18 protein-coding genes and 1 other annotated feature are annotated in these 13,758 nt (G+C 41.8%); of the genes, 9 read left to right on the top strand and 9 right to left on the bottom strand.

Going from position 1 to position 13,758, the window contains the following annotated elements:
* Positions 1–11: 11 nt before the first annotated feature.
* The 7 genes from cysS to B5771_RS09925 all read right to left on the bottom strand — a co-directional run bounded on the left by cysS (position 12) and on the right by B5771_RS09925 (position 6,917).
* Complete coding sequence (gene cysS / locus B5771_RS09955; RefSeq protein ID WP_088187391.1) at positions 12–1,442, bottom strand: cysteine--tRNA ligase; 1,431 nt, start codon at positions 1,440–1,442, stop codon at positions 12–14.
* Complete coding sequence (gene cysE, locus B5771_RS09950; RefSeq protein ID WP_242966813.1) at positions 1,339–2,085, bottom strand: serine O-acetyltransferase; 747 nt, start codon at positions 2,083–2,085, stop codon at positions 1,339–1,341. The genes cysS and cysE overlap by 104 nt, the downstream gene beginning before the upstream one ends.
* Positions 2,086–2,163: 78 nt before the next feature.
* Positions 2,164–2,376 (bottom strand) — a binding site (T-box leader).
* Between the two features lie 96 nt (positions 2,377–2,472).
* Positions 2,473–3,921, bottom strand: coding sequence for a glutamate--tRNA ligase (gltX, locus tag B5771_RS09945; RefSeq protein ID WP_088187390.1), 1,449 nt, complete (start codon positions 3,919–3,921; stop codon positions 2,473–2,475).
* A gap of 67 nt (positions 3,922–3,988) precedes the next feature.
* Entirely contained in the window at positions 3,989–4,474 is a 486-nt protein-coding gene (ispF, locus tag B5771_RS09940; RefSeq protein WP_088187389.1) for a 2-C-methyl-D-erythritol 2,4-cyclodiphosphate synthase, read from the bottom strand.
* 9 nt (positions 4,475–4,483) lie between these two features.
* Positions 4,484–5,176, bottom strand: a complete 693-nt coding sequence (ispD, locus tag B5771_RS09935; protein WP_088187388.1) for a 2-C-methyl-D-erythritol 4-phosphate cytidylyltransferase — start codon at positions 5,174–5,176, stop codon at positions 4,484–4,486.
* Positions 5,169–6,344, bottom strand: a complete 1,176-nt coding sequence (locus B5771_RS09930; protein WP_088187387.1) for a PIN domain-containing protein — start codon at positions 6,342–6,344, stop codon at positions 5,169–5,171. Before B5771_RS09930 ends, ispD begins: the two co-directional genes overlap by 8 nt.
* Positions 6,345–6,440: 96 nt before the next feature.
* Complete coding sequence (locus B5771_RS09925; RefSeq protein WP_088187386.1) at positions 6,441–6,917, bottom strand: CarD family transcriptional regulator; 477 nt, start codon at positions 6,915–6,917, stop codon at positions 6,441–6,443.
* A 179-nt stretch (positions 6,918–7,096) separates the two neighbouring features.
* Here B5771_RS09925 and B5771_RS09920 point away from each other — a divergent pair, with 179 nt between their 5' ends.
* From B5771_RS09920 to B5771_RS09885, 9 genes are all read left to right on the top strand, one after another.
* A complete protein-coding gene (locus B5771_RS09920; protein ID WP_088187385.1) occupies positions 7,097–7,489 on the top strand; it encodes a DUF1573 domain-containing protein in 393 nt (130 codons plus the stop codon).
* 151 nt (positions 7,490–7,640) lie between these two features.
* Positions 7,641–8,390, top strand: a complete 750-nt coding sequence (sigK, locus tag B5771_RS09915; protein ID WP_047808605.1) for an RNA polymerase sporulation sigma factor SigK — start codon at positions 7,641–7,643, stop codon at positions 8,388–8,390.
* A gap of 176 nt (positions 8,391–8,566) precedes the next feature.
* The gene (locus B5771_RS24280; protein WP_172408233.1) at positions 8,567–8,722 is read left to right on the top strand and encodes a hypothetical protein; all 156 of its coding nucleotides are present in this window, start codon (positions 8,567–8,569) and stop codon (positions 8,720–8,722) included.
* Positions 8,723–8,900: 178 nt separating this feature from the next.
* Positions 8,901–9,107, top strand: coding sequence for a DUF1657 domain-containing protein (locus B5771_RS09910; RefSeq protein WP_088187384.1), 207 nt, complete (start codon positions 8,901–8,903; stop codon positions 9,105–9,107).
* A gap of 15 nt (positions 9,108–9,122) precedes the next feature.
* Entirely contained in the window at positions 9,123–9,980 is an 858-nt protein-coding gene (locus tag B5771_RS09905; protein WP_088187383.1) for a DUF421 domain-containing protein, read from the top strand.
* 11 nt (positions 9,981–9,991) lie between these two features.
* The gene (gene spoVAC, locus B5771_RS09900) at positions 9,992–10,471 is read left to right on the top strand and encodes a stage V sporulation protein AC (RefSeq protein WP_088187382.1); all 480 of its coding nucleotides are present in this window, start codon (positions 9,992–9,994) and stop codon (positions 10,469–10,471) included.
* Complete coding sequence (gene spoVAD / locus B5771_RS09895; RefSeq protein WP_088187381.1) at positions 10,472–11,476, top strand: stage V sporulation protein AD; 1,005 nt, start codon at positions 10,472–10,474, stop codon at positions 11,474–11,476.
* Between the two features lie 13 nt (positions 11,477–11,489).
* Positions 11,490–11,843 carry a stage V sporulation protein AE gene (gene spoVAE / locus B5771_RS09890; RefSeq protein WP_047808600.1) on the top strand — a complete coding sequence of 118 codons (354 nt, stop codon included), beginning with the start codon at positions 11,490–11,492 and terminating at the stop codon, positions 11,841–11,843.
* 87 nt (positions 11,844–11,930) lie between these two features.
* Positions 11,931–12,134 (top strand): DUF1657 domain-containing protein, encoded by a 204-nt coding sequence (locus tag B5771_RS09885; protein WP_047808599.1) that lies wholly within the window; start codon positions 11,931–11,933, stop codon positions 12,132–12,134.
* 103 nt (positions 12,135–12,237) lie between these two features.
* On the opposite strand, the gene B5771_RS09880 is transcribed toward B5771_RS09885, so the two are convergent.
* Both B5771_RS09880 and B5771_RS09875 read right to left on the bottom strand, forming a co-directional pair.
* Positions 12,238–12,639, bottom strand: a complete 402-nt coding sequence (locus tag B5771_RS09880; RefSeq protein ID WP_088187380.1) for a (deoxy)nucleoside triphosphate pyrophosphohydrolase — start codon at positions 12,637–12,639, stop codon at positions 12,238–12,240.
* A 38-nt stretch (positions 12,640–12,677) separates the two neighbouring features.
* Entirely contained in the window at positions 12,678–13,703 is a 1,026-nt protein-coding gene (locus tag B5771_RS09875) for an aminotransferase class I/II-fold pyridoxal phosphate-dependent enzyme (protein ID WP_088187379.1), read from the bottom strand.
* Between the last annotated feature and the right edge of the window lie 55 nt (positions 13,704–13,758).

The raw sequence follows: 13,758 nt of genomic DNA, 5'->3' as shown, positions 1-13,758 counted from the left end.
CACCTTTCAACCTATTTAATCTTCCACCTCGCACCTTGTGGAGTATCTTCAATTACAATTCCCTGAGCCTTAAAGGCATCTCGGATAAAATCCGACATTTCCCAGTCTTTCTTCTGTCGAGCTTTAGAGCGAATCTGAAGAACGAGATCCATTACCTTAGAAAGCATCTCTTCATTTTCTACCTGAACTTGAGCCGGATGCAGAAAATCGAATCCCAATACTTCTCCCAGTTCAATGAGAGTTTTTTGAGCCTTAGCCAGGCCTTCCGAAAAAACAGGATGTTCTTGTACAGATCCATTCATCGTCTTGGCTAATTCAAAAAGCGCCGCATAAGCTAAAGCTGAATTGAAATCATCATCCATCGCCTTTTCAAAGGCTTTACGGGCTTCTTCTGCGGCCTTCAGTAATCCTTGCTCAACCTGTTCATTTTTAACGGATTCCGTCCTTTCCAAGGCCTGTTGGGCTAAACGAACGCTTGTCTGTAATCGTTCAAGCCCTTTTTGGGCCATTCCCAGATTCTCGTCGTTAAAATCCAGAGGACTGCGATAATGAGTTCCAAGCAAATAAAAGCGAATCACTTCTCCGGAATTTTTGACCAACAGTTCCCGAGTCGTAAAGAAATTCCCTAGGGACTTAGACATCTTTTCCTGATTAATCGTCAGGAAAGCATTATGCATCCAATAATGTGCAAAGGTTTGACCATCTAAATACCCTTCCGTTTGAGCGATTTCATTTTCATGGTGCGGGAAAACCAAATCTCCGCCCCCGCCATGAATGTCAAAGCCCGCTCCCAAGTATTTCAGAGACATAGCCGTACATTCAATATGCCACCCGGGGCGTCCCATACCCCAGGGACTTTTCCATGCTGGTTCTCCCGGTTTAGCCTTTTTCCAAAGTGCAAAATCCATAGGATGCTGTTTGCGCTCATCCACTTCAACCCTTGCACCGGCCTTCATATCTTCTAATGTTCTGCCCGAGAGCTTTCCATAACCGGGAAACCGATCTACGGCAAAATACACATCCCCATCGACGTCATAGGCAAGCCCTTTATTAATCAACCCCTGGATAATTTCGAGCATTTCCTGTATATGTTCCGTGGCTTTGGGATGAACCGTAGCCGGAAGAATATTAAGAGCTTTAGCGTCTTTAAAATACTCATCGATATACTTTTGCGCTAAAGCCAGAGGGTCCATTCCTTCCACATTACCCCTCTGAATAATTTTGTCATCAACATCCGTAAAATTTTGTACGTAGCGGACCTCATAGCCTTTATACATAAAGTAACGTCTTATCATGTCAAAAACGACAAGCATCCGTGCGTTTCCCGCATGAAAGTAATTATACGTCGTCGGACCGCAGACATACATCGCAACTTTCCCGCTCTCTCGAGGCTTGAACTCCTCTTTCTGCCGGGTCATGGTGTTGAATAATTTCAAAGACATTGTATCGACTCTCCTCTTCTTTTAAACGTTTTTCCAAAAATTCTACTCGCTGCATTAAACATCGCAGCATTTCATTGACTGGATCCGGAAGATCGTCATGTCTCAAATCAGGTTTTTTAATGGGCACCCCATGATGAAGGACAATCTTGCCTGGTATACCTACGACAGTTGTATCACTGGGAACAGATTTATTTACAACGGAGCCCGCTCCTATTTTAACATTATCTCCAACTTTAAACGAACCTAAAATCTTAGCCCCCGCCCCGATTACAACATTATTGCCAATAGTCGGGTGACGTTTGCCTTTTTCTTTTCCGGTTCCTCCAAGAGTAACCCCCTGATACAAAGTAACATTATCACCTACCTCCGCGGTTTCGCCAATCACTACACCGCTGCCATGATCGATAAAAAAACCTTGCCCAATTGTAGCGCCCGGATGAATCTCAATTCCCGTGAGAAACCTTGAAAATTGAGAGATCATCCTCGGTAAAATTACAAAATTGTGTTTATATAACCAATGAGCTAGGCGATGAAAAAGCACCGCATGAAAACCCGGGTAACAAAAGATAACCTCTAGTATACTTTTAGCAGCAGGATCCCGTTCAAAAATAACGCGAATATCGCGCCGAAGTTGCCCAAATATCATCGCTGGCAGACACCCCTTTCCTTTTTCATCGTATTCTCTCAGCCAAAAATTGGGCACAAAAAAGCGGAATCTCCGTCCAGAGACGAAAGGTTCCGCGGTTCCACTCTGATTGAACGACCCAAGTCATTCCAGCTTAAAACTTTAACGCAGTTAACACGGAAAGACATACTCTAATTCTGCCTTTCAGCTCAGAGATGCACTTCCAAAAATTCCTGCCGATGGCTTACACCAATCCCATCTTCGCTAAGGGCAATTCCTTTTTGTACTCTTTCTCATCATAGCCTTAATTATTAATTAATGACCAATTATAGGACAGATTCCCGCCGCTGTCAATAAAGTGTCATACCATTTTTAGACATTATTTCATATAGCTCCAGGTTAATGTTATACTGATAATTTACTGATCCCAATGTCTAGTCTGCGCAGGGTTTCTGTTTTACCCAATATTTCAGCCAATTCTACACCGCCGCCCGGGCTTGACTCCTTACCAGAAAGAGCAGTTCTAAGAGGCCAGAGAACTTGTCCGTTTTTGACCCCAAGTTGGGAAATGACATCAGCCAGTAATTTCTCCAGTTCAGACAGGTCCCAGTTCTCCAGAGCAGTTAAGGCCTCACGGGCTGCCTTTAAATTACTTAAGGAATTGACGACATCCGTTTTCATTTTCTTATGGACGAATAGGTTAATATCATAATCCGGGAGGCTCTTGAAGAAATCAATCTTCTCAGGGATTTCCTTGAGAATCTCTATTCTCTTTTGTAATAAAGCACTGACCTTTTGGACATCAATACCTGCGCCAAGCGCATCTTGATAATAAGGCAGGGCTAAAGCATTAAATTCTTCCAGACTTAGCCTTCGCAGATATTCGCCGTTCATCCACTTTAATTTATTGACATCAAAGATCGCCGGTGACTTGCTTAAGCCTTCGACATTAAATAGTTTCTCAAGCTCTTGGAGCGTGAAGAATTCTTCATTAGTCCCCGGATTCCATCCCAGCAAGACAATATAATTCACAATAGCTTCCGGCAGGTACCCTTGAGAAATAAAATCTTCAAAAGAGGCATCGCCTTCGCGTTTGCTTAATTTCTTCTCAGCCGTTTTCATGATTGGCGGTAAATGAATATACTCTGGAATATCCCAGTCAAAGGACTTATAAAGCAAATTATATTTCGGTGTGGAGGAGAGGTATTCCGATCCCCGTACGACATGGGTGATTTCCATCAAATGATCATCGACTACATTGGCAAAATTATAAGTTGGCAATCCATCAGACTTTAAGAGTACTCCCTCATCGAGTTCAGAATTGGCAACAGAAACCGTTCCATAGACAAGATCATGAAACTCTGTTGTACCTTCCTCAGGTATCCATTGCCGCACAACATACGATTCATTATTGCTTAGCTTTTCCGAGATTTCTGCAGATTTTAAATGTTTACATTGACAATGATGCTTGGTCGGTGCAGCTGCGGATTGACTGCCGTTTTCTAAGCCTTCGCCTCGCTCTTTCGAACAAAAGCAGTAATAAGCGCCCTTTAATTCAACAAGCTTATCGGCATATTCCTTATAGATTGATTTCCTTTGACTTTGGACATAAGGTCCATAAGGTCCTCCGATGTCAGGGCCTTCATCGTACTTTAAGCCAACAATATTCAGTGTTTTTAAAATCACTTCAACAGCGCCCTCGACAAAACGGGCTTGATCCGTATCTTCTACTCTTAATAAAAATTTTCCGTCCTGAGATTTCGCAATTAAATATTCATAAATTGCAGTTCTTAAGTTGCCGATATGCATATAGCCTGTCGGGCTTGGAGCAAATCTTGTCCTAACTTCTTTCATACAAACCACCTTAAAAAAATTCTCTGAGGATTTCCCTCTCTTAGGACAAAAGAATTTTAAAGCATGTTTATCTCTTATCCTTTACGACATTAACAATAGCCTGGGCTCCAATGCCTTCACTTCGTCCTTCGAAGCCCAGTCGTTCCGTAGTTGTTGCTTTCACTGATACACTTTCAATGTCAACATCTAAAGCCCGAGCGAGATTTGAGCGCATCTGGGGTATGAAAGGAGCAAGCTTCGGACGCTCTGCCACAATAAGACTGTCAATATTTCCAACGCAGTAACCTTGACCTTTAATCAGTTCGGCAACACGTTCCAGCAAAAGAAGACTAGAAATTCCTGCATACCGGGGATCATGATCAGGAAAATGAGAGCCTATATCTCCAAGCGCCAATGCCCCTAACAACGCATCCATAAGAGCATGAATTAAAACATCCGCATCCGAATGTCCAAGCAAACCTCTTTCATAGGGAATTTCCACTCCCCCTAGGATCAAAGGTCTCCCCTCAACCAAGGCATGAACATCATACCCTATTCCAACTCTAATTTTCAACACCCCAATCTATGTTTCGCGCATTGTTAAAATTCGTTCCGCTAACCAAAGGTCCTCAGGCGTAGTAACCTTGATATTCTCCTGAGCGCCCTCAATGACCTGTACCGGATACCCCATCCATTCTAACAAAGATGCGTCATCTGTGCCATAGTACCCGTTTGAAGCAGCACGGAGGTGTACAGTTTCTAATGTCTGACGATCAAAGATCTGAGGAGTTTGTACTGCCCGTAAACGTTCTCTGGGCAGGGTATCTGTCACACTTCCGGAATTATTGGTCTGTTTAATAGTATCCTTGACCGGAATCCCCATGATCGCTGCCGAAAACCCCTCGGCAGCTTGCAAAAAGCGATGAAAATCCTTCAACGTCAAAAGGGGCCTAGCCCCATCATGAACCACTACTCGTTGAATAGTAGGACTGAGCGCTAGTACCCCTAAGCGAACGGAATCTTGACGTTGGACTCCGCCTTGACAAATTCTTGCTACTTTATCTAAATTATACCGACTAACAAGATCTTCGATCAAGGCAAGATCATTTTCTGCCCCAACAATCACTATTTCCGAGACGCAGTCGGACATTTGAAATACTCTTACCGTATGGACTAAAATTGGTTGTCCCTTTAAGCTGAGAAATTGTTTATTGCCTTCGGCCCCCATCCGTTTACCTTGGCCCGCTGCAGGAATAACGATGCCTAATTCAGCCAATCGCATTCACCTCATCCGTTGGACGAAGACCCATCGACTTTTTTTCCAGAGAACTTTTAGGTTTTGCAAAAATCATACGGCCGGCAGCTGTTTGCAGAACACTGGTTACTAATACGGTAATATTTTGCCCCATATAACGGCGGCCAGTATCGACTACAATCATCGTTCCGTCATCCAGATAGGCCACACCCTGACCCGGTTCCTTTCCTTCTTTCATGACTTGAACCAGCATTTCTTCTCCCGGGAGAACAATTGGTTTCAGGGAATTGGCTAATTCATTAATATTCAAAACCTTGACGCCTTGGAGTTCAGCGACTTTATTCAAATTATAATCATTGGTTAAAAGAGGAGAATCTAAAACTTGACCTAAACGTACCAGTTTACTGTCTACCTCGTTAATATCTTCGAAATCCTGTTCGTGTATATGAACCCTAATAGCTGTTTCCTTCGAGATCTGATTAAGAATATCCAGCCCTCGGCGCCCTCGATTTCGTTTCAACAGATCAGAAGAATCTGCGATATGACGAAGTTCTTCTAATACAAAGCTTGGAATTAGTAACGTTCCCTCAATAAACCCTGTTTTAACAATATCTGCGATCCTGCCGTCAATAATTACGCTTGTATCAAGAATTTTATAGTGAGGAGCCTCAACAACGGTACTCTCCCCAGCCTCTAAAATCTGATCATCCTTTACTTCCTTCTGTTTTTCTCCGCGATCTCTAAACTTGGGAATGAAATTAAGGAATCCCAAAACATCCTCTTTACGTTTCATACCTATCGTTACGCCAAGATAACCTAAGAAAAGGCTTAAAAGTACCGCAAGGAGTGGGCCAAAAAAGGTGATACTAATAAATGAATTACTAAATAAACTTGAAATAATAAGTCCAATAATTCCACCAATAGCCCCACCCATCAGATCATGAGTCGGAACTCTGGTTAAGCGGGAATCCAGCCACCGCATCAGTTTAAGAACAGAACGAATAGTCACAGGTGCCACTAGAAAACCCAGGCAAGCAAAGAGGAAAATCATAGCAGCATAGGTCCAAACCGGGGAAAAACTCCATTTGAACGATTGTAAAAGGTTAAGACGCAGTAATAAGTAATCTACATAAAATCCTAATGCGCCAAATAATAGGGTGATGATCCCGCGAATTAAATTGCGAATCATCATTTCACCTCCTTTTCTTTTATCATAGTTTGACTAAAAGTCTTTCCAATTATACAGTTAATTCCATTTATTTTCAAGCAAAGAGAATATAACCCTTTAAGCCAGGGCTTTAGAAACCCATTGCCTAACCGCGGCCTCTTCAGATCCTTCCGTCAGAACAAGCTCACTAATCAAGATCTGGCAAGCGTTTTCATACATCTTTTTTTCCCCGGTTGAAAGTCCTTTTTCGCTTTCTCTTTGAGCAAGGCTGCGCACTACATTAGCTACTTCAAAAATATTACCGCTCTTAATCTTTTCCAGATTGGCACGATAGCGTCGATTCCAGGCCAGGGTCGTTGCCGTGTCTTTTGTCTTTAACACCTCTAAGACGTCTTTAACCATGGCCGGAGATATAACTTGCCGCAAACCCAAGTTTTCAACATTCTTTAAAGGTATAAATAACTTCATATTACCCACAGGCAAATGCATGACATAATATTGGCTTATTTCACCGAGAACTTCCCGTTCCTCAATGGATTCAATGATCCCGGCACCATGCATTGGATAAACAACTTTATCACCAACATTAAACATTCAGCCACCCCCTTCTTAACATTATAACAAGTTACAATGTCCCGGTCAAAATTTTAAAATTATATCACACAAGTCTTAAGCCTGTCAATTTTCCTTTTTGATCTCTTGGACTCCCGAAAATTGACAACGACCTAACCATCTCGTTATAATAGAAAAGGCAGAAAGGAGTGAGGATACTCGTGGAACAACTCACTGACCAATTCCAAAATATCGTGAAGTCTCTGTTAATCCGACACCAAAGTATTTTGGACATCCTGTCCAAAGGCCAGGAAACCTCGGCACGTGTTAACAGAGCCGTTGTCAAATCGGTAACCAATTGCGGTTGTCATTCAGTGAATGCGCACAAGAAGTCAATCCCCCCCGATGCAAGCCTTGCCGATTTAAAAGACCTCTTAGACAGCCAACTCGAAGGGAAACTCTGCGATAACTGCAGAGACATTATAGAGGCAGAATTGGGTAAACAGCTCTTTTACATAGCTGCCTTAGCTAATGTCTTGAACATTTCCCTGTCGGATGTCCTCAACCTGGAATGCAATAAATTACAGACACTTACTATTTTCAATTTAACTTAAAACAGCGTTCATTGAGCTCCTGCTTAGCAGGAGCTTTTATAGTTTGCTCCTAAACACTCAGTGAATAAATAATTATTACTGCCAGATTCTTTTAAATCACAAGTTTTGCTCCGTTCACATAGGATAACTTGATGTGAAAGGAGTGAAACGGATGTTTCTACAGGCTCTTCTAGTCGGTTTTGCCCTCTCTGTCCTAAAAGGCGCCAGTCTGCTCGTTTCCTATGTCAACAATAACGCATTCCCACATCCTCTTAACAAAGACGAAGAATTACACTACCTACAAGTATTAGAGACAAGTCGCGCAAACCCTTCTCCTGAAGACACAGCTCTCAGCAGGAGCATTGAAACTGCTCGCAATAAATTAATCGAGCACAATTTACGTTTAGTCGCTCATGTTGTCAAAAAATATGAAGGTCCTGAAGAAAGAACCGAGGATTTGTTTTCCATCGGTATTGTTGGCTTAGTTAAAGCTATTAATACTTTTAATTTAAAAAAAGGAGCTAAGTTAAGCACCTACGCAGCCCGCTGCATTAATAACGAAATCCTAATGCACTTTCGCATCTTAAAAAAACGCCGCGGTGAAATGTCCATCTATACACCCATTGGTCAAGATAATAGTGATGGCGAATTGAGTATTTTAGAAAGTCTTTCAGCTGATACCACCCCCATTCCTGAACAAATCGCTGACGAAGAAGATCAGCGTCTATTACTGGAAAACGTCAAAAAACTCCCGCCTCTTGACCGTCAAGTTCTTCATTTAAGATTTGGATTATTGGAAGAAAACGAACATTCGCAACAAGAAATAGCCGATATTCTCGGGATATCCCGTTCTTACGTCTCACGAATTGAAAAAAGAGCTATCCAGACCTTAACTCTGGAAATGAAAGACAGCCTCCCCTAGTCTAGCAAATTGCTAACGAATATTAATTATGTAAGCAGCGGTAAAACCTTGAAAAAGATTTTACCGCTGCTTACATAATTGGATCAATCAAGAACCATACTTAGCTATATTAGGTTAAAATCCATTAGACTATAAACTGTAAAAAAATGCGGATTCCAAAAAGGAGGAACTATAACTTGAATCAAAACGGAAATAAAGCTTCGCAGCAAACGACTAATAACCATACCTCTATGCAAAATACTAAAAACTCACCCTCTAATGCCAACGAAAAAGAGAGAGATAACTTAAACCCTGCCAAAGACAAAAGTCCGGATGATTTGGAAATATTCTAGTTTGTAAACCGTAAACAATAACCTTTAAACAGCAAGGCCGGCTTCAGCCTTGTTTTTTTATCCTCATTGTTGGGCAAGGGCTCAATGCCACTTCTATTCAAACTGCCTTCACTTTCCAGCTTTGTTAAGGCATTAAAAAAAAAGCAAGAGAGATAATAACTCTCGGGAGGTGATAAGTATGACAGTTGCTTCTCAGGTAAAGCAAACCTTAGCAACCTTAAAAGGAGTTCAAGGTACATTAAGAACCTATAACGTTCAAGCAAAAAATGAAAAAGCTCAGTCCGTTTATAATAATTCCTTAGAAATCACTAATGTGATCATTAAGGATCTGGAAGATCGAATCAAGGTGCTTGAATTTGAAGAGCCACAATACAAAGGCAATTAAAAAGGCGGGTAAGGTATGCAGGAAACTCTTTATTTAATATTAAAAACGCTCGCGTTATTTTGTATAGCATGGTTATTTATGCGGCTTATCGGAAAACGCAACATTACCAAAGTAAAACCTTTTAATTTTATATCCTATATTATTATAGCCGTTGCGGTAACATTAATGTCCTTAAACCTTATAAACCTGAGCTCGGGATTTGTCGTTTTAATAACCTGGGTTGTTCTTCCACTGGCCCTTGATTTTCTTGGTATCAAGAGTCAGGTAATTCACGAGTTTATTACCGGAAAGGAAACTGTGTTAATTAAACATGGAAAAATCATGGAAGAAAATCTTCTCCAGCTCCGGATGACAGGAGAGGACCTGCTGGCCGAACTACGGTCGAAAAGTATTTTCAACCTGACTGATGTTGAATTCGCTGTAATGGAATCTAACGGTGAAATTAACGCCTATCTAAAAGCTGACAAGAAGCCGATTACTGCCCATGATGTTGGACAGAAGGTGGCACCTCAAGCTGAACCTCAAACTGTTATTATGGACGGGAACATTCTCACCGAGCCTCTTTCCTCCCTGGGACTTAATCAAGATTGGCTAAAAACTGAACTTGACAAAATGGGAGTAGCTCTTGAGAACGTATTTGTTTGCCAGGTTGATTCCTCTGGCGAATTATTCCTTGACCTCTTCAACGATGCTGTTGAACTTCCCCAGCCTAAAGTTAGGGAATTACTCTATGCCAACCTGGAAAAAGTTCAGGCGGACCTCTTAGCCTTTTCTTTGCAAACGGAAAACAAAAGTGCTAAAGGAATGTATCTCCGCAATTCCCAGAAGCTTGATCATCTTATCAACAAATTACGTCCTTACTTATTACATTAAGAGGTGTTACCATGTCCGACAAAAAAAAGAAAAAATTATCTCCCACTCAACAGGAGTACCAGAAATTTGCCCAGGACAGAGAACCTAAGCGGCCTATTTTCCTTAACTGCATAAGGGCTTTCTTCGCGGGAGGCCTGATTTGTGTCATTGCTCAAGGAATACAAACGTTTTTTATTACTTATTATCATTTTTCCCAAGAGAATGCCGGAAATCCTACTGGGGCCGTTATTATTATAATCACGGTCTTACTTACCGGTTTGGGCGTTTTTGATCATATCGCTCAATGGGCAGGAGCCGGCACCATAATTCCTGTAACCGGTTTTGCTAATACCATTGCTTCGGCTTCTATTGAACACCGAAGTGAGGGATTTGTTCTTGGAGTAGGCGGCAATATGTTTAAACTAGCCGGGCCTGTTATTGTCTATGGTGTTTTTTCTGCCTTTGTAGTTTCATTAGTCGTCATAATGTTAAGAGCATTGGGTGTGATGTAAATGTTGCATGGTCATCAGTCATGGATTTTTGATTCCAAACCTACCATAATTGCTTCTGCTGCTGTCGGCGGACCTCATGAAGCCCGTGGTTCATTAGCCGACGATTTCGATCTTCTTCACGAGGATATATGGCTGGGACAAGAAAGCTTTGAAAAGGCTGAACGAAAACTGCAAGAACAGGCTTCTGAATTAGCGATTAAAAAAGCAGCATTGAAAAAGGAAGATATTCAGTTTTTATTAAGCGGAGATTTAATCAATCAGACAGTCCCCAGCAGTTTTGCAGCACGTACTCTCGGAGTTCCTTTTCTCGGGCTTTATGGCGCCTGTTCAACCTCAATGGAAGGCTTAGCCCTGGCCGCTCAACTTGTCGACAGCAAATTTGCCCAACGTGTTCTTGTATGTACGTCGAGCCATAATGCTGCCTCAGAAAAGCAATACCGATACCCCACGGAATACGGGGCTCAAAAGCCTCCCACAGCACAATGGACCGTTACAGGGGCTGGAGCGGCCTTAGTATCCGATCAGGGAGAAGGCCCAAAAGTTACGTCGGCAACCATTGGCAGAGTTATCGATATGGGATTGTCCGACCCCTTTAATATGGGGGCTGCCATGGCACCGGCAGCAGTAGATACGATTGAAGCTCACTTTAGAGACTTAAACAGAGAACCATCCTATTATGATGTCATCGCTACCGGTGACCTGGGCAGAGTTGGACATAGGATCGCCGGTGACTTATTAAAAAAACATGGTTTAGAAATACCGGAAGCAATTTTTACAGATTGCGGAATTCTAATCTATAAAGAAGACCAGCCTGTTGTTTTAGCAGGAGGAAGCGGATGTGCCTGTGCGGCAACAACAACCTTTGGACATTTCTTAAAGCGAATGAGAAAAGGCGACTTAAAGAAGCTTTTAGTTGTTGCTACAGGAGCCTTATTATCCCCTATGTCCTTTCAGCAAAAGGAAAGTATTCCTTGTGTTGCTCACGCAGTAAGTATTGAACTATAAGGAGCGCGGTACAATGGAAAAATTTCTCTGGGCTTTTCTGATCGGAGGAGGCATTTGTGTCATCGGGCAACTCTTATTAGATGGACTTAAACTAACTCCTGCTCATACAACATGTGCTTTAGTTGTAGTTGGAGCAATACTTGGAGGGCTGGGTCTTTACGATCCTCTGATTAAATTTGCCGGTGCCGGCGCATCTATTCCGATCAGCAGTTTCGGAAATTCCCTGGTCAAAGGAGCGTTGAATGAATATGCGGGGGTGGGTCCCATTGGAGTCCTTACGGGCATATTTGAAGTCACAAGTGCAGGAATATCGGCGGCGATCATCTTTGGCTTCATGGGAGCACTTATTTTTAGGCCTAAAGGGTAAGAACTAAAATATGAAAATCCTTGTTCGAAACTCTGTGGGACCTCAGATTATTCGTCCTTTGGACATTTTATAAGGAGGTGATGAGAAATGACTGTTGGAACACAAATGACACAAGCGATTGCTACAGTTCAAAGCGCAGCAGCAACCATGAAAACATTTGCTTTAGAAACCCAAGATCAGGAAGCAAAAAAGACTTTTGAACAACTTGCCCAAACCTTTGATTCTGCTCTTACCGTTTTAAAAGGCAGAGAGCAATACATTCAACAACAAGAACCTCAATATAAACAATAGCCGTGTATTAAAACAATTAATAACCCTAGGCCAACTGGCTTAGGGTTAACTGCACTCAATTAAATTGCAATTGTCATTGACATCATCCAAAAGCAACGCTGCTTTATGCTTTTACAATCTGTGACTTTAGCTTTTCTGCCAAAGGGATATCTGCCGGAGAAAAATCATAGTTGTCCAATTCGTCATAACTAATCCAAGCAATCTGACTATGAACATTTAACGTAAAGATACCCGAAAACCATTGGCACCTAAATGCAAGCAGTTTAATAGTGCCATGTGGATAATCATAAATACTTTCTCCAAAAAAATCCTGAACTTTGATTTCTACCTCAAATTCTTCCCGGATTTCACGTCTCAAACAATCTTGGGGAGTTTCACCGGGTTCAATCTTTCCTCCCGGGAACTCCCATTTCCCCTCTAAATCCTCACCCGGTGCCCGTTGAGCAATCAAAACTTTCTTGTCCCTAATGATAATGGCAGCGCCTACTTCAACCGTAGTCTTCATCGTATTTTCACCTTCCCGGCCGTCGATTAGAGCAAAACTTACAGTGCAACATTCAAATCCTTGATAAAAGCTAACACTTCTTCTTCTTTGGTTGCCCAAGAAGTAACGAGACGGACTGACGAATGATCGAGGTCAACCTTTGACCAAACATAAAACGCGTAGTTCTTTTGTAGTTCGGAAATTATTCTATCTGGTAAGATAGGAAAAATTTGATTCGATGGTGAATGAACCAAAAAGTTAAAGCCTGCTTTCGTTATTTCATCCCGAAGCAAACTGGCCATTGCATTGGCATGTCTAGCCATATCAAAGTATAAATCATCTTTGAAAAGCTCCAGGAATTGAATACCAAGGACCTTACCTTTAGCAAGCATAGCTCCTTTCTGCTTCATATGGAATCTAAAATCTTCCTTAAGTGATTCGCGACAAATTACCAGAGCTTCTCCTAAAAGTGCTCCATTTTTAGTTCCGCCGATATAAAAGGCATCTACGAGATCTGCCAAGGCAGAGAGCTCCAGGTCATTTTCATCTGAACACAAGGCTGAGCCCAGTCTTGCTCCATCCATATATAGAAAGAGATTATTCTCCTGACAACAGACACTAATCTCTTCAAGTTCCTTCTTTGAATAAATCGAACCAATTTCTGTCGGATTTGAAATATAAACTAATTTTGGTTTTACCATATGTTCATCTGTATGTAAATCAAGAACAGATTTAATATGCAAAGAATTAAGTTTTCCATCCCCTGCTTCAACGGAAATAATTTTATGTCCCGTTGCTTCGATAGCTCCCGTTTCGTGAACCAATATGTGTCCAGTGTTGGCCGCAATGATTGCTTCATGAGGTCTTAAGAAGGCTGAGATAGCGGTAAGGTTTGTTTGTGTTCCCCCCGAAAGCAGGTGAATGTCAATGTCATCTCTTCCTATTGTTTGCTTTAGCAATTGAACAGCTTTTTGCGTATAGAGATCTTCCCCGTAACCATCAACCTGTTCAAAGTTTGTTTCACTCAAAGCTTTTAATAATCTTGGGTGGGCACCTTCACTATAGTCGTTTTTAAAACTGTACATTGCTAAGACTCCTTTGTATATTCTTTGGAAGGTATGGGCTTAATATCCCAATTAT

Origin of the sequence: Desulfosporosinus sp. FKA (assembly GCF_002196785.1) — a bacterium.
In the GTDB taxonomy this organism is placed as follows: Bacteria; Bacillota; Desulfitobacteriia; order Desulfitobacteriales; family Desulfitobacteriaceae; genus Desulfosporosinus; species Desulfosporosinus acididurans.
This window is presented reverse-complemented; position numbering and strand designations above follow the sequence as displayed.